The organism is Thermosporothrix sp. COM3, assembly GCF_059696735.1.
The window spans coordinates 6867775-6892753 of sequence record NZ_AP019376.1; the positions used below are offsets into that span (position 1 = coordinate 6867775).

The following is a 24979-nucleotide window of genomic DNA, read 5'->3' on the forward strand; positions in this document are numbered from 1 at the left end:
GGGAGAAATTGGCGTATAAAAGTGAAAGAGCGTTGATATGGATGAGATAAGCGAGAACATCAGGGAGAGATGTAAGGCTGTAGCAATAAAGGCAATAACGCGTTATACTCAAGAGCTTACAACGGTTGATGAAGTGGTGATAAAAATGCTTGAAGAGTATAAGCATGTGGGGTGGGACCTGGCTCAGGCAACACACAAGGATCTGATGCGTATAGCTCAACGTGTATGTAGCCGTATTCTGTATCATGCCTGTCGCTCGACAGATCAGCAGCTTTGCAATCTGGCTTTCGCAAATGTGAGGCGCTATCTCTTGCAGGCGTTACACTATACCCGATATGCTCAAGAGTTGGAGAAATTGGCCGGCTCGCAGGAAGACGTTCTACATCAGGTTATGGAGATCCTCTACCGCGAAACGCTGGCGGATGGAGGTCCGACCGATCCGACGACATTCCTCAAGTGGACACAGGTTATTCTCTTGCGTCAGGCGCGAGCCTATTTACTTCAACAGATAAAAGAGCAACAGAAAGACCTCCTTATCCCAGAAGCCAACTCTTCTGATACCTGTATTGTTGATCCAGAACAACAGGCCGTACGCAATGAACTCTATGAGCTTTTGATTCGGGCTATTGTCTCGTTGCGCAACCAGCGCTATCGTCTCATTCTGCTCTATTCCTACATTGGTGGTTGGAGTGATCAGGAACTAGCAGCAATCTTACAGGCAAGCCTGCAAGATGTGTACCTATGGCGTCATAGAGCCATAAAAGCGCTGAGAAATAGACCAGATATTATGGAGGTGTTGCGAAGTCTGAGAGAATAATGTATTATGGACTATAGAAAAATGTGAATGCCCGGGTGAAGAGAATAAGAAAAGAAGACCGTTTATGAAATGTAAAGAATTGCGTGGTTTGTTTGCACATGGTAGTGAGTGGTTACAGGGTCCTGAGGCACTGACAAAACTCTTTGCGCATATCGAGACATGTCCGATCTGTTCCCGAAACGCAGAGGGCTTGTTCGGGGCGCTTGAGGAGAAGCAGAGTATAACCTGTGAACGGTGTTCCTCTTCACTACCTGCCTATTATGATGCATTGCATTTTAAGGAGGTTTCCGAAGCATTATCAGAGAATGAAATGCTTGAAATAGAGCGACATCTTGCGGCGTGTGATCGTTGTCAGGAGATCTATGAAGGGCTCGTGTTGCTGGCGGAACTGGAAGAGCGTGACGAGGCGCCAGATCGGTAAACCTGCCAGCAGAGAGATGCATATCTACAACACGTTTACTCAAGTGGTGAAGGGATTGCTAACCTGAACAACCCAATATGGGAACAAAGAAGAGCAGCCATCCTGCATCGGGTGGCTGCTCTTTCTTCTATTGCTCTCTTATTCTCGTTCGCGCTTAGAGCGTTCCTGTTGTGTCAGATAGCGTTTGCGCAGCCGGATTGTTTGTGGCGTGACTTCAACAAGCTCATCATTGTTGATGAAGTCAAGCGATTGCTCCAGACTCATCAGAATAGGCGGAGTCAGGCGGACCTGAATTTCTGCCGTGGAGGAGCGGACGTTTGTCTGCTTCTTCTCTTTGCACACATTGACGACCAGATCGGCGGGACGGCTGTTCAGCCCGACGATCATGCCTTCATAGACGGGAGTTCCCGGCTCAATGAAGGTATCTCCTCGCTGCTGTGCATTGTTCAGGCCATAGGTCATCGCTGTGCCCGTCTCTGAGGCAATCAGAACGCCCATGCGAGTCGTACCGATTTTGCCAATCCAGGGCTCAAAATCCAGGAGTAGGCTGCTCATCGCGCCGTTTCCCTTTGTCAGCGTCAGGAAGGTATTGCGGAAACCAATCAGGCCGCGGGTCGGGATCTTATATTCCAGGCGCACATTGCCGAGACCGTCGCTGACCATATTGGAAAGCTGTGCCTTTCGTGGCGCCAGTGCCTCGGTCAGAACGCCGATGTATTCGTCGCGTGTATCAATTACGAGCATCTCGAACGGTTCGAGCAGGTGCCCTTTCTCGTCCTCTCGGGTGATGACTTCCGGGCGTGAAACCTGGAACTCATATCCTTCGCGGCGCAGGGTCTCAATGAGAACCGAGAGGTGTAGTTCTCCACGTCCCGACACAATGAACTCATCGGGTGAATTGCCATCCTCAACGCGCAGGCTGACATTGGTTTCCAGTTCGCGATAGAGGCGTGCGCGAAGCTGCCGGGAGGTCTGGAACTTGCCCTCGCGGCCCGCAAAGGGGCTGGTATTCACGGCAAAGGTCATTTTCAGCGTTGGCTCACTGATTGCAATGGCGGGTAACGCTTCCGGGTGATCAATATGTGCAATCGTTTCACCGATATTTGCATCAGCGATACCGGTAAGAGCGACGATATCGCCTGCCTGTGCCTCGCTGACCTCCTGCCGTTGCAGTCCTTTATACACAAAGATCTGATTGACCTTCTGTGTGGAGACGACACCATCGCGATTGATACGAGCAACGGATGAATTGGCTTTGATCTTGCCTCGAACGATACGCCCGATTGCATACTTGCCTTTATAGTCATCATAATCAAGCGCGGCCACCAGCATCTGAAGCGGGGCATCGGTCTGGACTTTGGGCGCGGGAATCTTGTTGACAATCGTCTCAAACAGAGGTTCCAGGTTAACACGCTCGTCGTCGGGGTGATACATGGCTACGCCCTCGCGTCCTATTGCATAAAGGACCGGGAAATCAAGGTGTTTGTCGGAGGTTGCCAGTTCCAGGAAGAGATCCTGTGTCCACTCAAGCACCTGGTCGATGCGTGCATCTTTACGATCGATTTTGTTAATGACCACAATTGGTTGAAGGTCGAGCTCAAGTGCCTTTTGCAACACAAAGCGTGTTTGGGGCATCGGTCCTTCAGAGGCGTCAACGAGCAGCAGACAGCCATCGGCCATATTGAGAACGCGTTCTACCTCGCCACCGAAGTCGGCGTGTCCCGGGGTATCAATAATATTGATTTTGATTCCCTTATATTCGACAGCAGTATTCTTCGCAAGAATCGTGATACCGCGCTCGCGCTCCTGATCGTTGGAGTCCATAATAAGTTCGCCAACTTGCTGATTTTCGCGAAAGATATGACTTTGTTTTAAGAGGCCATCGACAAGTGTTGTTTTGCCGTGATCGACGTGAGCGATAATAGCCACATTGCGTAAATCTGACCGCGTGATATGCTGAGCTTCTTTTTGCAAATCCATTTCGGTTTGAGTCATTTGTAATGAGTCCTTATGTGTCAAAATGACAGCAGCAAAAACATGAAAAAAGGGCTGTTCTGCCCATCCTCTTTTCTGCTTTTGCCGGTCTGGCCGGGCAACAAGCATGTAGTTGTGCATCTTACAGCAAATGAAGAACGGATAGGATTATAAGATAGGCAGTGCCCCATTGCATAGAGCCACAAATGGCACACAGAAAATCTGGCTCGCTCATTCTTCGTTGTATCGATGCGGCCAGTGTTTCTGCAAGATGCGATTCAATTGTTTTGTCTGTATATTATACCAGTTATTTGGTTTGACGGAAGAGGTGGCGTGCTATCCTCATTCTGCTCTCTTTAAGAGAAACACGCCACTATGCCGGGCTTATTCCAATTGCCAGGCTGCTGAAGGCCGTTCCTGGTTCAGCATTTTGTCGATATTATAGCAGGCCGTAATCAGAGCCAGGTGCGTAAAGGCCTGCGGATAATTGCCCAGTGCCTCCCCCGTATATCCTATTTCCTCTGAGAAGAGCCCCACATGATTACTATACGTCAGCATTTTCTCTAACATAAGTCTGGCATCTGCTACGCGCCCGGCCCGGGCCAGTGTCTCCGCCATCCAGAAACTACAGGGGCTGAAGCAGCCTTCCTGTGTGCCCAACCCGTCATCTGCTGCTTTATGCGGTAGATAGCGATAAACCAGGGAATCGCGGCTCAACTCCTTCTGAATGCGCTGAATGGTATCCATCATTCTGGGATCACGGGGACCGGTGAAGCGCATAAGTGTCATCAGTAGCGAACTGGCGTCGACCTCATTGGAACCGTAGTACTGGACAAAGCTGCGTTTCTTGGCATTCCAGCCTTTTTTCATGATCTCTTCGTAGATCGTCGCGCTGGTCTGCATCCATTCTGTGATAGGGGCGGGAAGTCCACGTTGAAACGCGATGCGTCGTGCGCGATCAAACGCGACCCAGCTCATCAAGCGCGAGTGCAGGAACGGCTTGCGCCCTCCGCGAACCTCCCAGATCCCCTCATCTGGTTCTTGCCAATGCTTGCTCAACCAATCCAGCAGTTCGCGAATATTTTCCCACAGATCGTACGTAATCGGGGTATAGCGGTTATAGATGTAGATTGCATCCAGCAACTCCCCGTAGACATCGAGCTGTTGCTGCTTGTAGGCTGCATTGCCGATGCGAACGGGTTTGCTACCGCGATAGCCTTCCAGATGGTCTAGCGTTTCCTCGGTGATATCGTGCTCACCGGTAATAGTATACATAGGTTGCAGCGGTTGCCCTTCCTTCAGCTCGTGGCAGCGGGCATCCAGCCATCCCATAAAGGCTTCAGCCTCTTGCGTAAATCCGAGTGTCAGCAGACTGTACAGGGTAAAGGAGGCATCACGGAGCCAGGTATACCGGTAGTCCCAGTTGCGAGAACCACCAGGCGTTTCGGGAAGGCTGGTGGTTGGGGCCGCGATAATCGCTCCTGTTGGCTCATATGTCAGCAACTTCAAGGCCAGAGCCGAACGCTGCACCTGCTCGCGCCAGCGCCCCTGATACTGACACTGAGAGATCCAGCGTTGCCAGTAGGTCATAGTCCGGTGGAAATCATCGCGGTAATGGGCCTGTGAGTGATCGCGCACCTCGATATCGTTATGTTTGGCGCCTTCCAGAATAAAGCGGGCTGATTGCCCCTCATGGAGCACAAATTCTGCGCGAATTCCTCCCTTTCCATCTTCCTGAACCGGAACCGAGGAAAAGAGGGCCAGACAAAAATTTGTGCTGTGAAAAATGGCTCCGTCATCATCCATACGGATCGTGTGGGGATCGCGTGCATAGTTAAATGCCGGACGACAGATCATTTCAAAGGGCATTGAGCCACGCACAACCGCGACCGAACGGACAATAAAATGTTGCCGTTTGGCATGACTGTCGGACTTTATCGGCATAAAGTCGGTAATCTCAGCGACACCATCATTGGTCAGGAAACGTGTAATCAGGATGTTGGTTTCGGGAAGATAGAGCTGTTTCCGCCCGATATGGGTGCTCTCCAATGGTGAGATGCGGAAGAAGCCCCCTTTGTCGGCATCAAGCAGCGCTGCAAAGACGCTTGGAGAGTCGAAGCGAGGTAAACAGCACCAGTCAATGGAGCCGTTTTTGCCTACCAGCGCAACGGTATGTAGATCGCCAATAACTGCATAATCTTCGATTGGAAGGTAGCGCGATTGTTCGGATAATGCCATAGAACATCTCTCTTTTGTTTCTTATGTTTAGGTACAGAAATATCAACCACAGGAAGTGATAGAAGGTTTGGTGCTATGAATGCTTACGACGAAGAAGGCGTTTCTTTGGTTTGTGTCAGAAGTGTGTTGACGCATTGTTTGAGTGCATAGAAGACAGGAAGGTCCTGACTGCTGATACAGGTCAGATCGCCACTTTGTTTGCCCTGATAGAGGATCCGACGAACGGTGCCGAACGAGGCCGATTTCGGACAGGCATGATCGGGGATTGTGCTGACATCATCTATCTGTTGAAGCAGCTCCGCCAGGCTGGAATTATCCAGTTCGCCTGCAGCAAAGTCTCTATCGGTGGAGGTCCGAAACCAGTTTCTGCCTGGGCGTTGCTCATAGCGGATGGAGCCGCTGCCATCGGTATAAATGGTGAACGTGAAACCGGGTGTATTGGTTGAGCCAGTATCGATGATGGTCGCCAGTTCCTTGCTTGAGTGCATGTTCATGTGTTGCATTACCACATTTCGTTCAGGATTTTTTTTGTGAAGGAAGATCAATGTTCAGTGTAAACGGATTCTCTGGCTGTATATGCCTCTTCTTTTTGTACGGCTGATGAGCCTATTTGGTTGACGTTTGACTGTGGTGAAAGAAATTGAAAAAGGAAGCAAGAGCAACTGTGAAAAGGACATGCTGATCAGCGCTCTCCTGGAGGTTTTGAGGCATGATAAAGGGCAAGGAGGGCGGTATGTTGCTCTTGCTATGTATATGCTATCTATTCAAGCAGTGTAATATGATGTGTTATCGCATTGCAGGCACCATAGGATCGGGTTGGCTACTGAGACGAGAGGAATGTTCACTGTTGAGGAGGAACAGGCACAAGGGTGTCGGTGGTGCGCTCAGGAGGGGTAAGGGTGCGGGTCACTTTTTCGCGGATCAGGGCTATCTGGGAGTGGACTGCCTGGCGTGATTGCTGAAGTTTGCGGGCGATTTCGGAGGGTCGTTGATTATCGAGGAGATACCGACAAATAGTTGCTTGTTTTTCTGTCAGATCAATATCCGAATGATTCAGTGCTGTTCGTGCAAGGTCTTCCAGGGCTCCATACTTGGTACGCTTATAATACGCTAGATCTTCTGGTGAGAAAAGCCATCGATCGACAATCCGGGTCCCCGGGATTCTTCCTGACTCGACGAGGTGCATAAAGTGCCAGTAACTCAGATCAAGTGCTTTTGCGGCTTCATGGGTGGTGAGCATGCCATGGAGATGATGTAAATTCTGGTGGAGGTCTTTACTGCGCAAGGCCATAATGTATGTTTCCTTTCTACGGCGTCAGGCCGTCGGGATAGATCAATATTAGAGAGTATAGAGTTAGTCACAACGAGTATAACATAGGCCATAAATGGAGTTCAAGGTTCATAAAAATGCATGAAAAGGGGGATAATGCAGCTCTTATGAAAGAAGCGATCATGGCTAACCATGATCGCTCGTCCAATCGTATCGAAAAAAGATGTTAGCCGATATTGAAGAGATTCTGAAGTCGCATTGCCAGCATCATATCGCCTGCAACCTTGACTTTACCAGACATAAAGGCTTGCATTGGATTCAACTTCCCTTGCGCAATAGCCAGCCAGTCATCAGAGCTGATAGTAAATGTAACATCTGGTTTCTCTACTCCGCCCTTAATAAGCTGGCAGGTCTGGTTTTCAATTTTGAGTGCATATGTGCCGCCCTGCTCACCAGTGACGTGAACTTGATAGGTTTTGTTAAAACCGGCTGCCGCTGCCGCGTTGAAGTGCGACTGCATGTACTTGAAGGTGTCCTCTACTGTCATTTCTCTATTCTCCTTCTACGAAATGTAGGTGACGACCTGCTGGCATTAGTATAGTATATGCTTCAAAACGATTTGCTGTCCAGTTAGCCAGCTAGCAAGAAAGATGTGGCCTTGCTGCCAGTGCTTGTAGAACGATGGGGATGAATGGTATGCTGAAGACACAATCTAACACTTTCGATGAACCTTACAGTAAAGAACGGGAGACAGAGATAATGGCTGGTGAGCGGATACAGCGCAAAGTCAAAATAGAGGGGGGGTATCTGAAGTTCAGTTCCGCACACTTTATTACATATGGTGGAAAGTGTGAGCGGCTACATGGGCATAATTATGGTGTACGGGTGGAAGCCGAAGGGACCCTGAATCAAGATCGACTGGTATTCGATTTTACCGTTTTGAAGCGACTGACCAAAGACATTTGCAGAAGTCTGGATCATCGCTTCCTGTTGCCGTTGCAGAACCCTCATTTACAACTCAAGCAGACTGAGGAGAACTGGGAAATCGTCTATCAAGAGAAGCGCTATCTTTTCCCGAAGGAAGATGTGGCGGAGCTTCCGATAGATAATTCGACAGCCGAGCGTCTGGCCGAATATATCTGTAACGAGCTTTGCAAACAACTGGCGTCATTTGATATCTCGAACCTCACATCGATTACAGTCGGGGTGGAAGAAGCGCCTACCCAGATGGCATACTACTCCCTGACCCTACAGGAATAGCAGGCGAAAGCTTAGCTGCTCTCACCTGCTATTTGGTTGAATACCTCACACTGCCAGCGAACGCCCAACTGCGGCGGCAATAGCTTGTGTCTGCGGCGTAAGGGCTTCAAACTGAGGAATGGTCAGCGATTGGGCTCCGTCCTTCAGCGCCTCTTCTGGATGGGGGTGTACTTCGACTAACAAGCCATCGGCTCCTGCTGCCACGGCGGCGAGCGCGAGCGGCGTGACCAGTTCGCGCATGCCGGTTCCCTGACTGGGATCTGCGATAACAGGGAGATGAGAGAGCTTTTTGACAAGGGGAATCGCGCTGATATCCATTGTATTGCGCGTGGCTCGCTCAAAGGTGCGAATCCCGCGCTCACACAGGATAACATGCGGATTCCCCTGAGCAAGAATGTATTCGGCTGCGAGCAGCCATTCCTCAATAGTAGCTGACATGCCTCGTTTCAATAAGACCGGCTTTTGTGTTCGACCGACCTCGTCAAGCAACATATAATTCTGCATATTCCGTGTTCCGATCTGGAGAATATCGGCATAGGCGGAAACCAGAGGCACATCAGTCGGGGTCATCACTTCGGTGATAACGGGCATACCGAAAGCCTCTCGCGCCCGGGCAAGTAGTTGCAACCCCTTTTCTCCCAAACCCCGGAAACCATATGGTGAGGTGGAAGGCTTAAATGCGCCACCACGCAGTACGACCGCGCCTGCTTTGCGAACCGCCTCAGCAGTTCGCATCAGTTGTTTCTCATTTTCGACGGTACAGGGGCCCGCCATCATAATAACTTCCTGCCCTCCAAAAGAAAGCACTCCTTGTGCTGTACAGGGTGCGGCGATGTGGATGCAGGTGTTGGCGGGATGAAAGGCTCGGCTGGCGAGCTTATAGGGGGTGGTGACGCGCTCGACGCGCTGAACGCCAGGAAGAAGCTCCAGAGTCTCTGCAAGCTCTGCCAGAGCGGGCACCGCGTGATCAATACTGGCGGGTGGTTGGTTTTCCCCGGTGAAGCGCAGGACACCAATGACGGTTGTCTCACCGTTTTGTGTAACGCGTCCGATCAGGTCACGGTCTTCGAGCAGAGAAAGCACCTGTTGTATCTGTTGGGGCTTGCAGCCTGTATGCATCATAACAATCATCTGTTTCTCCTCGGCTCTCCGTTGTCCGTTCCTGAAGGGAGAGCGCACTATCAAACTCTACTCTTATCATAACGCAGGTGCATGGGCAGAGGAAAAGAGATGGAGAAAAAATGAGAGGCCGCAGTAGAGAGCGGCCTTTCTCATTATGTGGGGGATGTGGCTTAGCCGAGATCGCTTTCCAGCAGGGAGGCCAGTTTGTTGGCTGCATCTTCTGCATCATCACCATCGACCTTCAATACAATCTGATCGCCCTGTTTGGCACCAAGGGTGAGGACAGAGAGGATAGATTTCGCATTGACGGTCTTCTCATTTTTTGAGAGCGTAATCTGGCTTTTAAATTCTTTCGCATTCTGAACAAAGACAGAAGCGGGGCGCGCATGCAGACCTGATTTACTGGCAATAGTAACCGTACGTTCAATCATGGATAGAAATGACTCCTTTAGCGTAAAAAGTGAATGTGAATGTGATTGGTATTCCAGATATTGGGAAAGGTAGACTCTGTATGAATATCTGCCCAATCTGGACGCAAACTCTGTATAGTAGAGCATACGCCAGATTGGGCAGTTTGAAAAGCACCCGGAGCTGGTTATTTTAGCATTTAGACTTCCAGGATAAAGAGGACGTCTTTTCCTGCGCGTACCGTTCCGCTGGCACGATAGATAACCTTTCCCACACCGGAAGAAACGATCGGACAGACAGCAGCTTTCCCATTGCGCTCAATGGTTGCACGATCGAAGGTCACTACAGGAGTACCAGCCTGAACCTGTTGCCCTTCTGTCGCGATCTTCGAGAAGCCCTCGCCTTCAAGCTCAACAGTATCGATGCCGATGTGCACGATAAGTTCTGCTCCTTCGCCAGTAGCCATACCGAACGCATGGCCTGTGTCGAAGAGCTTAACGAGTGTGCCTGAAACCGGAGCGACTGCTGTGTTCCCGCTTGGGTCAATGGCAACGCCATCACCCGCCATTTTCTGGGCGAAAACTTCGTCAGGAACATTTTCCAGTTCAACAACTGTACCATCTATCGGTGCAAGAACACGTATTTCTGCCATTATTTTCCTACCTGATAAAGAGTTTTATGGTGTGCCCTTTTGAAAGGGCTTACAAGAGCTTCTTAATGCGACTCGCAATGCGGTCGGACTGTGTGCCCAGAACAACCTGAACAACTTTACCACGTTTTACAACGCCGGAAGCGCCAAGTTGTTTGAGACGCTCGTCATTGATCACTTCAGATGAGTTGACGAAGAGTCTCAGGCGAGTGATACAGCCCTCCACGCTTTGCACGTTGGACTTTCCGCCAAGCGCAGCAAGCACTTCTCGTGCTTTAATGTCGTCCTGATCTTCCTGCTCGCTTGCAACAGGCTCCTCAACCTCTGTACCGGGTTTTGGTCCGCGCTGGCTCTCAGGGAGTACCCAGTCTGCGCTCATACCGGAAGAGGCATCACCACGGCCCGGTGTTGCCAGATTGAAGGCCTTAATACAGACGGTGAAGACGACATAGTAGATGACTGCGTAGATCAGACCAAGGACAATAATCATCCACGCATTGGTTGTATTCGACTTCGTGAAGTTCAAGACGTAGTCGATCAAACCTGCCGAGAAGCCAAAGCCAATCTTCACATTGAGCAGCGTACACACTGCCAGCGCTGTTCCGGTCAACAGAGCATGGACCAGATAGAGCAGCGGAGCGACGAACATGAATGCGAACTCAATTGGCTCGGTAACGCCGGTCAGGAACGAGGCAAATGCTGCCGAGAGCAGCAGACCAGAGGCCACTTTCGGGAAGCGAGCCTGACGAATCATCGCGAAACAGGCGGCGGGCAGGCCGAACATCATCACAACAAAGAAGCCTGCGGTGAAGGTTCCGGCTGTTGGATCGCCTGCAAGGTAGCGGTTGATATCGCCGTGGACAATGCCATCAGGTCCCTGGAAGTTACCTAGCTGGAACCAGACATACGTATTAATTACATGGTGAAGGCCAAGAGGAATGAGCAGGCGGTTGAAGAAACCATACAGGCCTGTTCCCAGTGCGCCAAGACTGACGATTCCATGACCCAGGGCGTCAATCCAACCCTGAACGAATGGCCAGATCAATGCACAGAGGGCTCCCAGAATCAAGGTGACGACCGCTGTGATAATTGGAACGAAGCGCTTTCCGCCGAAGAACGCAAGATAATCTGGCAAACGAATATCATGGAAACGAATATAGAGTGCTGCTGCTACGAGTCCGACGATAATGCCTGAAAGCACTCCCATGTTGATGCTGCCGGTTGGCTGGACCAACTTTGTCGCCATATCGGGCTGTCCATTGACCAGTGCAACATAGGTGACCTGCGGAATGAGTGCGCCAAAAGTAGCTGTAAAGACCAGGAAACCGACGAGACCTGCCAATGCTGCTGCACCCTCACCACCGGTCAGACCAATCGCGATACCGACGGCAAAGATCACCGCAAGGTTGCTGGTGATAGCGTTACCAGCCGCCTTCATCCAGGGCCAATTCAGAAGATCGGTATCTCCCAGACGAAGGAGAAGGGCTGCCGCTGGAACAACTGCAATGGGGAGCATTAGAGAGCGGCCAATGCTCTGTAAACCACCCAGTAAACGTTCGCCAACGCTGGCGTTTGAGCGTGCAGGTATAGCTGAGCTCATTACGTTTTCTCCTCTAAATAACGTGAAAAGAAACCAAATAAAATCAGTACATAACTCTTTATCGAGTATGGTAGGCAGAAAATGGAGAGCGCTGCTCCAGAAAAGTAGAGTATAGGGGAAGTTCATTCTTCCCATTCTCAGTTTTGGCTACCATGCCAGGAAGCCGAAGTACAGTCTTTCTCCTTTCTTGCTTGCAAATCGAGCAATGCTTCTGCCTGCAATAGATAAGGGGTATGGAGTGCTCCGGTGTTTATTTGTTGTGTTGTACCAAAGAATATAGCCCCATTTAGGGGAAATGTCAATATGTCTAGACCACTAGATATATATTCCAGTGTGTATAAAAAACCTCCCTTCTGCATATTGACCTGATAAGGGGAAGCGGCATGGGATCTATTCTTGCTACAAGTATAACATGAGTCTAGCCAAAAATCATTGAATTTGGGTAGGAAAAATGAAGACCACGACAAAATAGCGAATTGAACGAGGTCAGAGCAGAGTTAACCCAGCAATGGTGCTTTACGGAGAACCTCTGGAATGGCTGTACAAGCCAATTCTTGTCTTTTTGGTATTGGAATCTAGCGTTTCTCCCTGTTTAGGGTGTTTGTGATGGCACTGTGACTCTCTGCATCAGGCAATGTTAGTGTGTGTCTTCCAGATGCTCTCACTATTGGGGTTTTGTTCAACAAAGCTGTGGTGTCAGCTTGTGTCATGAGTTCTTTTTGTGAGGCAATTGTGTTTCCAGAGAAGGGTATATGTTGTTGAGGCTGGGAGGTGTATTGGCGACCTGGGGCTGTCAATGCGTTCCGTGAAAGGAAAAAGAATCTGAGTGTAAAATGTATAAAGAAAGACTGAAAGCCGCCTTGTTGCGTTGCTTCCAGCCTTCTTTCTTGGTGGAGATGGGGGAGAGTTGAACTCCCCGTCCAAACGAACCTATCAAAGAATGTACTACAGGCTTAGTCGGCGTTTTTCATTACGCAGAGAACTCCCACCGACGGGATCTCTCTACGCTGGCCTTCTTGGTCTTTGATAACAGCTAGAAGGCGATCGCTGTTATCGCACCCTGCGTTTGTGACGCCTGACACTGACCCCACAGGAAAAAGTCAGGCAGACGACGCTTGCTGGTGTTTAGGCAGCTAGAGCGTAAGAAGGTGTTGCTTGTTTGGCAACTATTTTTTTGCCGGTTGTTTAACGAGAGTGCGTACCGGCACCTCGGCCTGCAATCCTTCAACCTGTTCGTCTGTCGAAACCCGACATCCCCAGATTGAAGCAATACCCGAGAAAGAAGCATACTTTCTCACAGGTAAATAAAGTATACCATATAACTTGACAAATAGCAAGGGGTGAGCGCTTTTGAATGCATCTTTACTCGGCGTTTTTCTTCATAAATCGTTCCAGATTGACAATGAAGCGCTCATGGATGCCTTCGCCGATTTTTTGCTGTTCGTCGTAGGCTTCCACCCGAAATACCAATCTCCTGCCATCAATTTCACTGAGTGTAGCAACTGCTCGAACCTGTTGTCCGATCGGAGTTGAGGCGAGATGTCGTACCTGAACCAGCGTTCCCACTGTGACATAGCCTTCGTCGAGTGCCTCTGCGACTGCTCTCCATGACGCATTTTCCATCAGAGCGATCATCATCGGCGTCGCAAAGACAGCCACTCCTCCAGCTCCTACAGCCTCTGCGGTGTTCTCATACACCACCGTTGTTGTTGCCTCGCCCCTCAATCCAGGAACTACTGTCATTGAGCATCCTTTCTGCTTATCACTCTCTCTTCTTTTAAAACAAGAGGATGTTTCTATCTATTCCCGGAGGTATCTGGCACTGTTCTGACTATATGGATTCTGTTTCTTTGTCATTTCTAGTGATACTGCTCTTTATAACATTGGAAAGCGCATATGTATTCCCGTGAGATGAGGGGAGAAACAATGCAGTTCTCACACTCATCTCTGATGTTTGTTCAGGCATTGCCGAAAATGAGCGCTGCCAGAAAGACCAGAATACCGCCACCAACAACTTGCACGATCGATAGGGCCCACTTGGTTTTGAAGTAGCGATGGCGGATTGCGGCGATCAGAAACAGCTCGAATGCCACAACGATGTAGGCTGTAATCAGTGCAAGGTGCAGGTTCGTGATCAGGAATGGAAGCGTATGCAGTGCTCCGCCAAAGAATGTCATCAGGCCTGTAATCGCACCTCTGACAACCGGACTACCTCTACCTGTTAACACCCCGTCATCCGACAGTGCCTCAGAAAAAGCCATGCTGATACCTGCACCCGTCGCAGCAGCCATGCCAACAAGGAAGGCAGTAAAGGGTTTATGGGTTGCGAACGCGGTCGCAAAGATCGGGGCCAGTGTCGATACGGAACCATCCATAAGCCCCGCCAGTCCAGGCTGGACTACACGGAGCAAAAAACGATGTGATGAGTCGTCATTCCTGATGATCGCATGGAAAATTTCAGCAATCTCTTCTTTTACGCTCTGTGGTTGCTGTTGCTCTGCTGTGGACGGAAGAGTATTTGTATTCCCGTCTTGTGTCATGTGACCGTACTCCTTCTCGCTAAATGAACACGCCATTTGGATAAAAACACTATATATAGAATGAGAGCGTCCCGGGCAATGAGCAGGGTCGCGCTATCAACTATCTGCTGACACAATCAGGACTTTGAGGTGCGCTCGCAGTTCGGACAAATACCATACAGCCTGACTTCGTGCGACGTAAGCTGTAACCCGGCCGCTTTCGCCGCTGCTTGCAGGGCTTCTTCGGGAAGCGTTACATCAATGGGTATATCAATGAGCGCTCCACATTTCGTGCAAATTGCATGATCGTGTCGTGATGTTCGAGCATCATAGCGACAGCCATCGTCATTGCGTCCCAATTCTTTAATGTAACCGCGCTCCGCCAGATGATGCAGGATGCGGTACACACTAGCAAGCCCGATTTTCGGACGTGTCTGCTTCACCGTTTCATAGACGTCCAGCGCTGTGGGATGTTCCGCTGCCCGAACGGCTTCCAGGACAGCCTGCGCGTTTGTGTTCAATTTCTCTCGCATCTATATCACTCCGTATTAGGGAACCCTAATAATGAGAATTATTATCATTTTTATCTCTCCCTCATAATATGCTTTTTCTGGGAAGAAGTCAAGTTAACAGTGGGCGCTGATCATGTTTCTGTGCTGGTACTGCGGGACATATGCGTCCTGGTAAAATCGGGGGATAGAGCAGTCTTCGCCTGAAAACAGGCTATAATCTATCACTAAAGGGAGGTGAGTGAGGTTCGCTAATCTTGATACACTGACAGAAAGGTGAGAAAAGCTTTATGGCTTCACGTGTTCAATGTGTCGCTCATCGTGGAGGGGCTGATCTGGCTCCTGAAAATACTTTAGCGGCGTTTCGCAAGGCCCTGACGTTCGCGGCTGATGCCGTTGAAGTAGATGTTCAGGTCAGTCGAGATGGTCAGCTTGTGATCTTTCATGATAATACAGTGGATCGTTTAACTGATGCAACTGGCAACATCCTTGATCTGGATTTTGCTTTTCTGCGATCTCTGAATGTTGCTGCTCATTTTCCAGGCTGGCCAACAGCCGAGCAGATGCCGACCCTACGCGAGGTTCTCGATGTGATAAAGGGGCGTGCGGAAATCTATGTTGAGCTGAAAACAAGTAAACGAGATGGTATATTGGGGCGGTATCCTCATATTATGGAACTGGTCCTTGCTGATCTCTATACCACCGATATGCTTAAGGAGACGCTGATTATCTCTTTTGATTGGCAGATGTTGGCCGAAATCAAGCGCCTTGAGCCTGCGATTGCGACCGGTATGCTCACATCCGACAACACCTGGAAGCTTGCAACCGAACAGGACCTGACCGCCTTGCTGGCGAAAGTGGAGACTTTGAAGTGTGGCTGGCTTGATATGGAGTACAAGCAATTGAAGCCAGAAATAGTGCCGGTTCTTCATGCTCAGGGTGTTAAACTGGGAATCTGGGATGCAAACACCGAGGATGAGATTCGTTCTTGTATTGAGGCAGGTGTTGATTCTATCACAACTGATCGTCCTGATCTGGTTGCCCTTTGTCTGCAACATACTGCTGAAATGTAGAGGGACATCTGGCGACAGGGAAGATCAGCTATGTGTGGATCTTCCTGTCTCTGCTGGCCTGTTTCCTACGCGTAAAAAGGTAAAGGTACCATATCGTTGAGGGCTTATTATACCCCTATGTTATAATGGGTCCCGGTTAGAAATGATAGAGTGAAGTCTGTTCATTTTTCTCGGCCATATGTGGAGAATATAAATTATGCAACAAACTGAAGCACCTGCAAAAACAACAAAAACAGAGGCACTTCCACTCTCTTCATCTGAGCAAGATATTGCTATAACTGTTGTTGTGCCTGTAATGAATGAGTTGCGCAATGTGCGCCCTCTATTTGAGAAATTATCAGCTCAATTTCATCAACTTGGAAGCAGCTATGAGGTTATCTTTGTGGACGACGGCAGCACCGACGGCACTTTTGATGAGCTGAAGAAGCTGCGCGATGAAAATCCCGGGATCGTGCGTGTTATTCGCTTCCGCCGGAACTTCGGCAAGACGCCTGCGCTGGTTGCCGGCTTTAGCCGTAGCCGGGGCAAAGTCGTCTTTACGATGGATGGTGACTTGCAGGATGATCCAGAAGAGATCCCTCGTTATCTGGAGAAGATCGAAGAGGGCTATGATCTGGTCACGGGCTGGAAGTTTCCTCGTCTGGACCCAATATCGAAGACCTTCCCTTCACGTATCTTCAACTGGATGGTCAGCACTATGACCGGTGTGCATCTGCATGATATCAATAATGGCTTTAAGGCGTATCGTCGTGAACTGATCGATGATCCACATTTGAAGCTGTATGGCGAATTTCACCGTTTTGTGCCGGTTATGGCGCATTGGCGTGGCTTTAAAGTCGCTGAGATCAAAGTGAAGCACCATCCGCGCAAGTATGGTGTCTCAAAGTTCGGTGCTCGCCGTTTTGCTCGTGGTCTAATCGATCTGCTGAATGTGCTCTTCCTGACGTCATTCTTGCGGACACCGTTGCGCCTCTTTGGTCCGTTGGGCTTCTTTACGCTCTTTATTGGCATTCTGATTGACCTGTTCGTTGTTATACGAAAGCTTTTCTTCAGCCAGCCAATTCACGATCAGCCATTGCTGTTTGTTGGTATTCTGTTGATGATTTTCGGTGTCCAGTTTATTTTGACAGGCTTGCAGAGTGAAATGATCAGGCACTATGCATTCCAGCCAGGGGAAGAATACAGTATCAAAGAAGAGCTTGACTGAGGCAGCCTGTAGAGAGCGCTTACGAGCGCCTGGTAGGGCTTCTGTATGGTGCATACAATATTCTCCGGAGGGGAGTGCCTGAAAACAGGAAGCGCTTTTCAGGTGATCCCCAGCCCTTCTTTTTTGTTCTCGAACGGTATGCACGATGCGAGAAGAGCCACCTATTTGTGATGTTCATGACAAGAGAAAGAGAAGAAAGGCTGGAATGCTATTTCTATGCACCCGGGTAGAAAGAGGGAGGAGCCGTGAAAAGCACCATCTGGCGGAAACGGCTCTCCAGTATACGTAATCGACTCTATCTGTATCCTCCACCTGAGCCATTTCCACGTACGCGGCTCTATTGGGTTGCATTGGGCCTGGTGACGCTTGCCGTTCTCCTTTTTTCAGGCTATTTTATTGTCTACATGCTAGCCCGGCATAATAACCTTCTGACCAATGCCGAAGATATGGGCATTATGGATCAGGCTATCTGGAACCTGGTCAATCACGGGCAGTTGCATCAGACGATCTGTAATATTGTTGGTGATACCAACTGTTATACTCCTGACGGGATTAACCGGTTTGCGATTCATTTTGAGCCGATTCTGTACCCGATATCGCTGCTCTATTTTCTCTGGCCTGACCCCAGAACGCTGATTATCTTTCAGACAGTCGTTGTCGCACTGGGTGCGTATCCCGCGTTCTGGCTGGCTCGTTTGCGATTGCGGAATGATATCGCTGCTGTTGCGATTGCCTGGCTCTATTTGTTGTATCCCTCTTTGCAGCAGGCAATTACCTTTGATTTTCATGCGGTTACCCTCACAGCATCGCTGTTGATGTTTACGCTGTATTTCATGTATACCCGGCGTACGGCGCTGATGTTCCTTTTTGCGCTGCTTTCTATGGGCTGTAAAGAGGAAGTTCCCTTGCTGGTGGCGCTGCTTGGTCTCTGGACGGCAATATTTCAGCGACGCTGGAAAAGCGGCCTAACGATGACGGTGATTGCTGCTGCGTGGTTTGTCATTGGTTTCAAGGTCATTATCCCTGCATTCAGCCCGTCGAGTAAGCCATTGCTGATTGGTCGCTACGCGTGGCTGGGCAATGGGCCGGTAGAGATTGTGCGTAACATTGTCACTCAGCCGAAGTGGTTTATTCAGAATGCCTTCTTTGAGCATTCACGGCTGATGTATTTGCGCCTGTTGTTCCTTTCTGCTGCCTTTCTGCCGTTGTTGGCTCCGTGGGTGCTCGTTCTGGCAGCGCCAGCGCTGGCGATCAACCTGCTATCGTCCAATCCCTCCATGCATAGCGGCCTGTTCCAGTACAATGCGGAGATTATCCCCGTGCTGATCTTTGCCAGTATTGAGGGCCTGGTGCTGATATTGTGGGTGACAAGACAGGGTCTGTCTCGTTATAGTAACTGGATACGCAGCAGACCACAGACTTCGGGTGGACCTCGCTTCTGGTCAATGCAGACCATGAGCCGTTTTTTCAGTACAGGCATCCTGACGGCACTGCTCTGTGCGATGTTGTTAAGCTCATTGCGCTTTGATCTGACTTTTCATGGTCAGTTGCCTTTCTCAAATGACTTTGTCTGGCCCAAAGGAAATGAGCGAATGGCGCTTGCCCAGAAGTTTATTCAAATGATACCGCCCGATGTATCAGTATCTGCACAGACAAAAATGGTTCCTCGTTTGAGTCATCGGGAGAGAATCTATATGTTCCCGTATGCGACCGAGAAGGCGGATTATGTTTTGCTGGATTTGCGAGGTGATCAGTATCCCTTCCTGACGCGAGGTGAATTTATTCAAGCTGTGCAGAAGCTGCTGGTCAGTGGCGAGTTTGGCATTAAACAATCAGAAAATGGCTTCCTGCTCTTGCAGCGTGGGCTTCCTGCACCTGAAGTGATGGGGCCTCCGAAAGAAACGGGGCTGGCAAATGATCCGACGGCGCGTTTGCCATTGTTGCCTGAGAATGTCTGTTCTGATCTCTATACGAACCCACAGGATGTGCCCAATCCGATGAATGTCACGTTTAGTGGGCTTGGAGGATCAATCACGCTGACAGGATATTCTCTTTCGCTTCAGGACAAGAGTAAGAGACCGCAGCCGGGTCACTATAACCCGGTGGATACATATGTGAGCTTGACGACCTATTGGCGCGTCGATCAACCAATCACAAAGCCGCTGGCTGCGGCCTATACGATCAAGGCCGCAGATGGAAAAGAGTATATTGCGGGTATCGATGGCGGTATTATGTATCTGTGTCAGCAGCGAGGGAAGAATGAGCACATCGTTGTCTGGCATACAGATACATTCCGGTTGCAGGATGGTCCACAAATTCCAAATGGGCTAGCACAATTGTCTGTGTCCCTTTTACCTTTAGACCAGTCTTCTAGTAAAATAAAGGATGTACCAACGCGGTTGTTGGTAAACGCAGGAAAAACGCCGAATGCAGTTGTAGTGAAGCAGGAGACACGCGAAGTACAACTGATGACGTTGGACTTTCGGAGATAGCATGAGAAGAGTCGTACAGCTACCACTGCGGCTGGCACGATACGATGATAAAGGGGCCTCTTTGAAGCAAGGGGCCCTGAGCAACGCGAAAAAGCGATGAAAGAGGATGTAGCGATGGGAATATATCTCGGTCAGCTCCCCCCGGCTGAAGTTGCGCGGTTGAAGGCGGAACTGGCAGAAACGTTAATCGCCAATTTCTGTTATCCACGGTTTTTTGACCATCGTACTCAATCTCTATGTATGCGACCGGTTGACCGTGCCAAACGCCAGGAAGTCTGGATGTACTTGAGCGCAGTGGACTTTACGGCCTGGAGTCGCGTCGATCTGACCTCAAGCGATCTTCAGACCCAGATAGAACGGCTCTTCATTCAATTTGTGCAGCGCAACAGGGCCTTCTTTGGTGATCAGGGACGCAAACGTATGGGGGACGTGCGCTCCTTAATCAGTTCCTGCGCATCTTCGGTCGTACAGAACCTGCGGAGTCATCTGGCAGGTCAGAAAACGGGGAATCATCCTTTCGGTAGTCCGCGTCCCGTTGTCTCATGGTCAGCCTTGAATATCAGCGGGAAGCAGGAGCCTACCTGGGAGCAGATCGCTGCCTCGACTATGGCTTTGCAACAGCAGCTGCAGGAGCTTCGTGGCGAGATCAAACCGGCATCCCAGTCATCGACATCATTAGACCGTTCACAACAACAGCAGCAGGGCAATAATGGTAGGCGTATGTTGCCTTCTCGCCCGCAAAGGCCTGGTGTTCCTCAGGAGAGCCCGGCGCGTGCGGCAGATATCTCCTCTACCAGACCGGCAGAGTTGACGCCGCCACAGACCAAACCGCGCTCGACAACCGGGACCTTACCCGGGAGCAATGGGCGACCGGCTGCCAAAGCGCCGTCTTCACCGTCCTACCCTTCGGTTCCACAGCGTCCCGCGCCAGCAGCCGAAGAGCCAAAACTGGAAGAGATTGTTGCGGCTATAGAGACGATGGATACAAGGGCAATGGCTCCTATCAAACCGGAGGAAGGCCTGTTTCAGCAGGTTCCCGAGGTTGAAGAGCATTATGGGATCCAGTATCAGGTATCGCCTCCGGTTGAGAAAGATGCTGTTCCGCCTGTGGCTCCCGCACAGCCTCCACGCCCTGTCTCACAGCCCACACCGGCTCCTGCTGCTCCACAGCCACCCTCCAATGGGGTTGCTCCTCGGGAGGAAGCCGCGCCCACAATTGCGGTGGGAGATGATGATATTGCTATATTTGAGCAGATGCGTCATCAGTTGATTCTCTGGTTGCGTATTGAATCGGTCAAGGCCGGGCTTGATATTGGTGGGCAGAGTCCATCACAACTGTTGGAGATGCTGCGGCAACAGGGCCATATTGATGAGACCCGGCTACAGGTCGTCTCGACCCTGCTGAATCTCTCTAATCAGGTGATCAAGAGTGGACAGGTTAGCATGATGGACTACAAGCAGGCACTGATGTTCCATCTGATGCATACACGGCGGTAGTCTCCGACTGGAAGCTGTGTGACGGTCTCTCCTTATGCTGTAGGAGAGACCGTCGCTGTTATTTCTGGCAGCAGTTCACGAAGCTGTGCCAGCCAGTTTGAGTTGAACAGGTGGCGCGGAATGCGGATCACGCTTTGTTGTACTTGTGCGCTATTGCGGAAGCGCCGATAGAGCGCGATGCGATTTGGAATGACCGAGCGTTTCACTGTCAGTACAAACGCGTTGTCCTTGACGGTAATCGACTCAAAGCCAAGTTTTGCCGCCTCCACTTTGAGCCGCACCAGCGCAAGGAGGTTCTGTACCTCTTTAGGAAGTGGCCCGAAGCGGTCAAGCATCTCGGCTTCCATCGCCTCTACTTGCTCTTCCTGGGTCAGGCTTGCCAGACGCTGATAGAAGTTCACCTTGAGAGTGCGATCATTAATAAAGCTATCGGGCAGGTAAGCGTCAAGCGGCAGATCAACGGTAGTGTTGAACGAGACCGTCTCGACCGGCTTCCCTTGTAGTTCCTGAATGGCCTCTGCCAGTAACTTACAGTAGAGGTCAAAGCCAACGGCGTTCATAAAGCCTGATTGTTCGGCCCCGAGCAGATTGCCTGCGCCGCGAATTTCCAGATCTTTCATCGCGATGCGGAAGCCTGCACCAAGCTCTGTCGCCTCATAGATAGCCCGCAAGCGCTTCTCTTGAATAGGTGTCAGGCGTGAGTCCTTATTGTACAGGAAGTAGGCATATGCCTGATGGGTGCCACGGCCAACGCGTCCACGAAGCTGATAGAGCTGCGACAGACCAAAGAACGCAGCATTGTTGACGATGATCGTATTGGCATTCGGAATATCGAGACCGTTTTCAATAATGGTCGTCGAGATCAACACGTCATACTCACCATTGGTGAAGCTGAGCATGACCTTTTCCAGTTGTTCCTCGTTCATCTGTCCGTGCCCCACAATAATACGGGCTTCCGGTACAATCTTTTGTAGCTTCTGCGCAATAGTCTGAATGCCCTGTACCCGGTTATGGACAAAGAAGACCTGTCCACCACGATCAAGCTCACGCAGAATTGCCTCACGAATCAATGCTTCATCGTACTCACGGATCGTGGTCCGAATCGGGAGCCGCTCCTGTGGGGGCGTCTCGATAATGCTCATATCGCGCAGGTTCACCAGCGACATGTGCAACGTGCGCGGGATCGGAGTTGCAGTCATCGTGAGCACGTCGATCTCGTTTCGCAATTGCTTCAAGCGCTCTTTATGGACCACACCGAAGCGCTGTTCCTCGTCGATGATGAGCAAGCCAAGATGGAAGAAGACCACATCTTTCTGTAGCAGACGGTGAGTTCCAATCACCACATCGACTTTTCCCAGGGCCAGATCTTCAAGTACCTGCTTCTGTTCTTTTTCAGAGCGGAAGCGGCTGAGCAGCTCAACGCGCACTGGATAGGCTTTCAGACGCTCTTTGAATGTGTTGTAGTGCTGAAGTGCAAGCACAGTTGTTGGCACCAGAACCGCTACCTGCCGCTGGTCCAGTACGGCCTTGAAGGCGGCGCGAAGGGCGACCTCCGTTTTGCCGTACCCGACGTCACCGCAGACCAGTCGATCCATTGGCTTGGGCTGTTCCATATCTGCCTTGACCTCGGCAATGGCGCGAGCCTGGTCGGGCGTCTCTTCATAGGGGAAGGCGTCTTCAAGTTCCTGGAGCCAGGGCTGCTCTGAATCGGGCGGGAAGGCGTGCCCCGGAGCGGCCTCACGTGCACTATAGAGCTTCAGCAGGTCGCGCGCAATATCCTGGACGTTCTCTTTCACGCGGGACTTGGCGCGGGTCCATTCTGAAGTGCCAAGCTTACTCAACGCCGGTACAGAATCACCCATGCCGATATAGCGAGTCACGCGGTCAAGCTGGTCTGTCGGAATGTAGAGTTTATCAGTCCCGGCATATTGAATCAGGAGATACTCGCGCTCTACTCCGGTCAGGTTCATCTTGACCAGACCCTCAAAGCGGCCTATCCCATGTTCCTGATGAACAACATAATCTCCCGGGTTGACCTCTGCGAGGAAGGTAGCGGGCGTGATTGGCTTGCGACGTGGCTGGCTCCGTCGTTTTGACCAGCCGAAGATCTCTGTATCGGTATAGATGTAGAGAGCAAGTGAGCGACATTGCCAGCCCTCCGCAAGCTGACCCTGAATCAGGGTAAGGGTGCCAGCCTCTGGGACCTGATTGATATTGCTTCCCGGGCTGACATGAATCGCGGCGTCTGGCAGTACACTATCATCCCCCAGCACCTCGGCCATGCGGCGGGCCTGTGTCGTGACAATAATAATGCGGTCACGGTTCTCAAGCGCTTTGTGACAATCAAGCACAAAAGCGCGCAGGCGACCACCATAGGAACTGGCGCTGCTAAAAGGTGGCATCAGATGTTCGGTGCCGCCCTGTTGATGCACCTCAAACTCGCTTTCGGCGGTCGAGAGCACATCGGCGAAGCGCACCTGCCGATACTGCTGCATCTTCAGCTCTATCTCGCTCCAGTTCAGAAATGCCGTGCGAAGATGGGCCGGGTTCTCGCGCTCACGTTCCAGATTCTCCTTGAGCTCCTTCGCCTGTGCCTCAAGATCCAGGATGCGGTTTTGAATAAGCCCTGGATTATCGATAATGAGCAGGCCGTTCTGGGGCAGGTAGTCCAGCAGCGAGGCCGGTTGATGCAGATAAGGGAGATAGAAGGCGATATCCTCAAAGGAACGCTTCTTGCTGAGCTCCTCTAGATCATGGTTCCAGCGTGCTTCTGCGTCGCGATGCAGAATCTTGCTGTCCAGTTGTTGCAGCTCTTTGACGGCTTCGGGGCCGCGAACAGGTAAAGCTTCACGCGCCGGACCAATAATGCACTTGTAGACCGGGTTCAGTGAGCGTTGCGTGGCTTGATCGAACGTGCGGAGCGACTCGATTTCATCTCCAAAGAACTCAATACGGACCGGGCGTGACATTGTTGGAGGGAAGAGGTCAATAATGCCGCCTCGGTGGCTGAACTGGCCCGGGGTCTCTACCTCTGCTACAGGCTCATAGCCCAGATTGTAGAGATGATCCAGCATACTGGTCAGGTCAACTTCCTGGCCGGGTTCCAGCGAGAGCAGGGACGCAGCAAGTTCTTGAGGAGGAATGACAAGTTGTGACAGGGACCGGGCAGAACAGACCACAATAGAAGTACGCTCACGCTCTACCATTGCGATAAGGGCCTGCATACGTTGTTGTGTTGTCTGGGTATCCCCAATCAGTCGCTCATAGGGAAGAGCGTCGCGATCCGGCAAAAAAAAGACATCGCCGGGATTGCTCATAAAGGCCTTGAGTGCGTCCGCAAGCTGATTTGCCTGATTTTCATCCTGCGCAACGATCAGAAGTGGCTGTTTAAGTGCCTGAGAGAGCGTTGCCATCACATAGGGGCGTGCAGCCTCTGTAATGCCTGTGAGGAGTGGTATGCCCTCGCGTTTGCGCAACATATCCAGTAAGCGACGAAATTCCGGGCGCTGAGCGAGCAATGAGAGTAAACCCTGTAATGTCACGTCTTCCTCCAAAAAGCACCATGCTAAGTAACCCCTACAACAGAATTGTGTAGGGGGTGGTTCTAGCCTTGTCGAAGCTGTTTTTGGTAATTGCCAAGCTTAATGATACCCTACTTACTCTCTCCATGCAATGCCCCATGTGAGAGAACTTCAGTGCTCAAATGCGGAAATAACCGCCCGAAAGCCCGGTGATACAGGCTTGAAAAGCTGTTTCAGCAGGGTAGAAGCTTTTTTCCTGGAAAAACAAGAGGCATCTCTTTTTATTATCGGCAGTGTTACAAGCGGTATAAGGTGAGATGTTGAAATCGAAATTTATGCTTGAAAGTGCTCTCCATGCACGCCTGAAGCGCAAGCGGTATGGAGAGCCGTGTTTCTACTCGC

Annotated in this window: 20 protein-coding genes and 1 other RNA gene; 7 read left to right on the forward strand and 14 right to left on the reverse strand. The window is 50.7% G+C overall.

The window, feature by feature from the left end; translation table 11 throughout:
• Nucleotides 1-37 precede the first annotated feature (37 nt).
• Nucleotides 38-817: an RNA polymerase sigma factor gene (locus KTH_RS29370; RefSeq protein ID WP_497622433.1), complete on the forward strand. Its 780-nt coding sequence runs from the start codon at nt 38-40 to the stop codon at nt 815-817.
• 64 nt (nt 818-881) lie between these two features.
• On the forward strand, nt 882-1238 hold the full coding sequence (locus tag KTH_RS29375) for an anti-sigma factor family protein (protein ID WP_497622435.1): 357 nt from the start codon (nt 882-884) through the stop codon (nt 1236-1238).
• Nucleotides 1239-1376: 138 nt separating this feature from the next.
• Here KTH_RS29375 and typA read toward each other — a convergent pair whose 3' ends face one another.
• The 5 genes from typA to KTH_RS29400 form a co-directional block, all read right to left on the reverse strand.
• A complete protein-coding gene (gene typA, locus KTH_RS29380) occupies nt 1377-3233 on the reverse strand; it encodes a translational GTPase TypA (RefSeq protein ID WP_497622437.1) in 1857 nt (618 codons plus the stop codon).
• A 363-nt stretch (nt 3234-3596) separates the two neighbouring features.
• On the reverse strand, nt 3597-5450 hold the full coding sequence (locus KTH_RS29385; protein WP_497622439.1) for a glycoside hydrolase family 15 protein: 1854 nt from the start codon (nt 5448-5450) through the stop codon (nt 3597-3599).
• A gap of 83 nt (nt 5451-5533) precedes the next feature.
• The gene (locus KTH_RS29390; protein WP_497622441.1) at nt 5534-5944 is read right to left on the reverse strand and encodes a hypothetical protein; all 411 of its coding nucleotides are present in this window, start codon (nt 5942-5944) and stop codon (nt 5534-5536) included.
• A 347-nt stretch (nt 5945-6291) separates the two neighbouring features.
• A complete protein-coding gene (locus KTH_RS29395; RefSeq protein WP_111326650.1) occupies nt 6292-6741 on the reverse strand; it encodes a hypothetical protein in 450 nt (149 codons plus the stop codon).
• 205 nt (nt 6742-6946) lie between these two features.
• Nucleotides 6947-7267 carry an SCP2 sterol-binding domain-containing protein gene (locus tag KTH_RS29400; RefSeq protein ID WP_111326648.1) on the reverse strand — a complete coding sequence of 107 codons (321 nt, stop codon included), beginning with the start codon at nt 7265-7267 and terminating at the stop codon, nt 6947-6949.
• A gap of 212 nt (nt 7268-7479) precedes the next feature.
• Between KTH_RS29400 and KTH_RS29405 the strand changes: the two genes are divergently transcribed.
• Nucleotides 7480-7980, forward strand: a complete 501-nt coding sequence (locus KTH_RS29405) for a 6-pyruvoyl trahydropterin synthase family protein (protein ID WP_497622443.1) — start codon at nt 7480-7482, stop codon at nt 7978-7980.
• 45 nt (nt 7981-8025) lie between these two features.
• Here the strand turns inward: KTH_RS29405 and aroF are convergent, their stop codons facing one another.
• The 8 genes from aroF to KTH_RS29445 form a co-directional block, all read right to left on the reverse strand.
• Complete coding sequence (gene aroF, locus KTH_RS29410) at nt 8026-9111, reverse strand: 3-deoxy-7-phosphoheptulonate synthase (RefSeq protein WP_497622445.1); 1086 nt, start codon at nt 9109-9111, stop codon at nt 8026-8028.
• Between the two features lie 161 nt (nt 9112-9272).
• Entirely contained in the window at nt 9273-9533 is a 261-nt protein-coding gene (locus KTH_RS29415; protein ID WP_111326644.1) for an HPr family phosphocarrier protein, read from the reverse strand.
• Between the two features lie 176 nt (nt 9534-9709).
• On the reverse strand, nt 9710-10162 hold the full coding sequence (locus tag KTH_RS29420) for a PTS sugar transporter subunit IIA (protein ID WP_497622447.1): 453 nt from the start codon (nt 10160-10162) through the stop codon (nt 9710-9712).
• 49 nt (nt 10163-10211) lie between these two features.
• Nucleotides 10212-11759 (reverse strand): N-acetylglucosamine-specific PTS transporter subunit IIBC, encoded by a 1548-nt coding sequence (gene nagE, locus KTH_RS29425; RefSeq protein ID WP_497622449.1) that lies wholly within the window; start codon nt 11757-11759, stop codon nt 10212-10214.
• 888 nt (nt 11760-12647) lie between these two features.
• Nucleotides 12648-13017, reverse strand: a transfer-messenger RNA (tmRNA) gene (gene ssrA, locus KTH_RS29430).
• Between the two features lie 104 nt (nt 13018-13121).
• The gene (locus KTH_RS29435; protein ID WP_497622451.1) at nt 13122-13502 is read right to left on the reverse strand and encodes a thioesterase family protein; all 381 of its coding nucleotides are present in this window, start codon (nt 13500-13502) and stop codon (nt 13122-13124) included.
• A gap of 215 nt (nt 13503-13717) precedes the next feature.
• The gene (locus tag KTH_RS29440) at nt 13718-14299 is read right to left on the reverse strand and encodes a VIT1/CCC1 transporter family protein (protein WP_497622453.1); all 582 of its coding nucleotides are present in this window, start codon (nt 14297-14299) and stop codon (nt 13718-13720) included.
• 116 nt (nt 14300-14415) lie between these two features.
• Nucleotides 14416-14811, reverse strand: coding sequence for a Fur family transcriptional regulator (locus KTH_RS29445; protein ID WP_497622454.1), 396 nt, complete (start codon nt 14809-14811; stop codon nt 14416-14418).
• Nucleotides 14812-15077: 266 nt separating this feature from the next.
• On the opposite strand from KTH_RS29445, the gene KTH_RS29450 reads away from it, so the two are divergent.
• From KTH_RS29450 to KTH_RS29465, 4 genes are all read left to right on the forward strand, one after another.
• The gene (locus KTH_RS29450; RefSeq protein ID WP_497622456.1) at nt 15078-15860 is read left to right on the forward strand and encodes a glycerophosphodiester phosphodiesterase; all 783 of its coding nucleotides are present in this window, start codon (nt 15078-15080) and stop codon (nt 15858-15860) included.
• A gap of 196 nt (nt 15861-16056) precedes the next feature.
• On the forward strand, nt 16057-17067 hold the full coding sequence (locus KTH_RS29455) for a glycosyltransferase family 2 protein (protein WP_111326001.1): 1011 nt from the start codon (nt 16057-16059) through the stop codon (nt 17065-17067).
• Between the two features lie 245 nt (nt 17068-17312).
• The gene (locus tag KTH_RS29460) at nt 17313-19559 is read left to right on the forward strand and encodes a DUF2079 domain-containing protein (protein WP_111326002.1); all 2247 of its coding nucleotides are present in this window, start codon (nt 17313-17315) and stop codon (nt 19557-19559) included.
• 96 nt (nt 19560-19655) lie between these two features.
• Nucleotides 19656-21056, forward strand: coding sequence for a hypothetical protein (locus KTH_RS29465; RefSeq protein ID WP_211326383.1), 1401 nt, complete (start codon nt 19656-19658; stop codon nt 21054-21056).
• A 32-nt stretch (nt 21057-21088) separates the two neighbouring features.
• Here KTH_RS29465 and mfd read toward each other — a convergent pair whose 3' ends face one another.
• On the reverse strand, nt 21089-24598 hold the full coding sequence (gene mfd, locus KTH_RS29470) for a transcription-repair coupling factor (protein ID WP_111326004.1): 3510 nt from the start codon (nt 24596-24598) through the stop codon (nt 21089-21091).
• Between the last annotated feature and the right edge of the window lie 381 nt (nt 24599-24979).

Coding starts and splice junctions, on each gene's coding strand:
- nagE (WP_497622449.1), bottom strand. CDS start 11,759: ATGAGCTCAGCTATACCTGCACGCTCAAACGCCAGCGTTGGCGAACGT.
- KTH_RS29445 (WP_497622454.1), bottom strand. CDS start 14,811: ATGCGAGAGAAATTGAACACAAACGCGCAGGCTGTCCTGGAAGCCGTT.
- KTH_RS29390 (WP_497622441.1), bottom strand. CDS start 5,944: ATGAACATGCACTCAAGCAAGGAACTGGCGACCATCATCGATACTGGC.
- KTH_RS29395 (WP_111326650.1), bottom strand. CDS start 6,741: ATGGCCTTGCGCAGTAAAGACCTCCACCAGAATTTACATCATCTCCAT.
- KTH_RS29415 (WP_111326644.1), bottom strand. CDS start 9,533: ATGATTGAACGTACGGTTACTATTGCCAGTAAATCAGGTCTGCATGCG.
- KTH_RS29420 (WP_497622447.1), bottom strand. CDS start 10,162: ATGGCAGAAATACGTGTTCTTGCACCGATAGATGGTACAGTTGTTGAA.
- KTH_RS29375 (WP_497622435.1), top strand. CDS start 882: ATGAAATGTAAAGAATTGCGTGGTTTGTTTGCACATGGTAGTGAGTGG.
- KTH_RS29405 (WP_497622443.1), top strand. CDS start 7,480: ATGGCTGGTGAGCGGATACAGCGCAAAGTCAAAATAGAGGGGGGGTAT.
- typA (WP_497622437.1), bottom strand. CDS start 3,233: ATGACTCAAACCGAAATGGATTTGCAAAAAGAAGCTCAGCATATCACG.
- KTH_RS29440 (WP_497622453.1), bottom strand. CDS start 14,299: ATGACACAAGACGGGAATACAAATACTCTTCCGTCCACAGCAGAGCAA.
- KTH_RS29385 (WP_497622439.1), bottom strand. CDS start 5,450: ATGGCATTATCCGAACAATCGCGCTACCTTCCAATCGAAGATTATGCA.
- KTH_RS29370 (WP_497622433.1), top strand. CDS start 38: ATGGATGAGATAAGCGAGAACATCAGGGAGAGATGTAAGGCTGTAGCA.
- KTH_RS29400 (WP_111326648.1), bottom strand. CDS start 7,267: ATGACAGTAGAGGACACCTTCAAGTACATGCAGTCGCACTTCAACGCG.
- KTH_RS29450 (WP_497622456.1), top strand. CDS start 15,078: ATGGCTTCACGTGTTCAATGTGTCGCTCATCGTGGAGGGGCTGATCTG.
- KTH_RS29455 (WP_111326001.1), top strand. CDS start 16,057: ATGCAACAAACTGAAGCACCTGCAAAAACAACAAAAACAGAGGCACTT.
- KTH_RS29465 (WP_211326383.1), top strand. CDS start 19,656: ATGAAAGAGGATGTAGCGATGGGAATATATCTCGGTCAGCTCCCCCCG.
- KTH_RS29435 (WP_497622451.1), bottom strand. CDS start 13,502: ATGACAGTAGTTCCTGGATTGAGGGGCGAGGCAACAACAACGGTGGTG.
- aroF (WP_497622445.1), bottom strand. CDS start 9,111: ATGATTGTTATGATGCATACAGGCTGCAAGCCCCAACAGATACAACAG.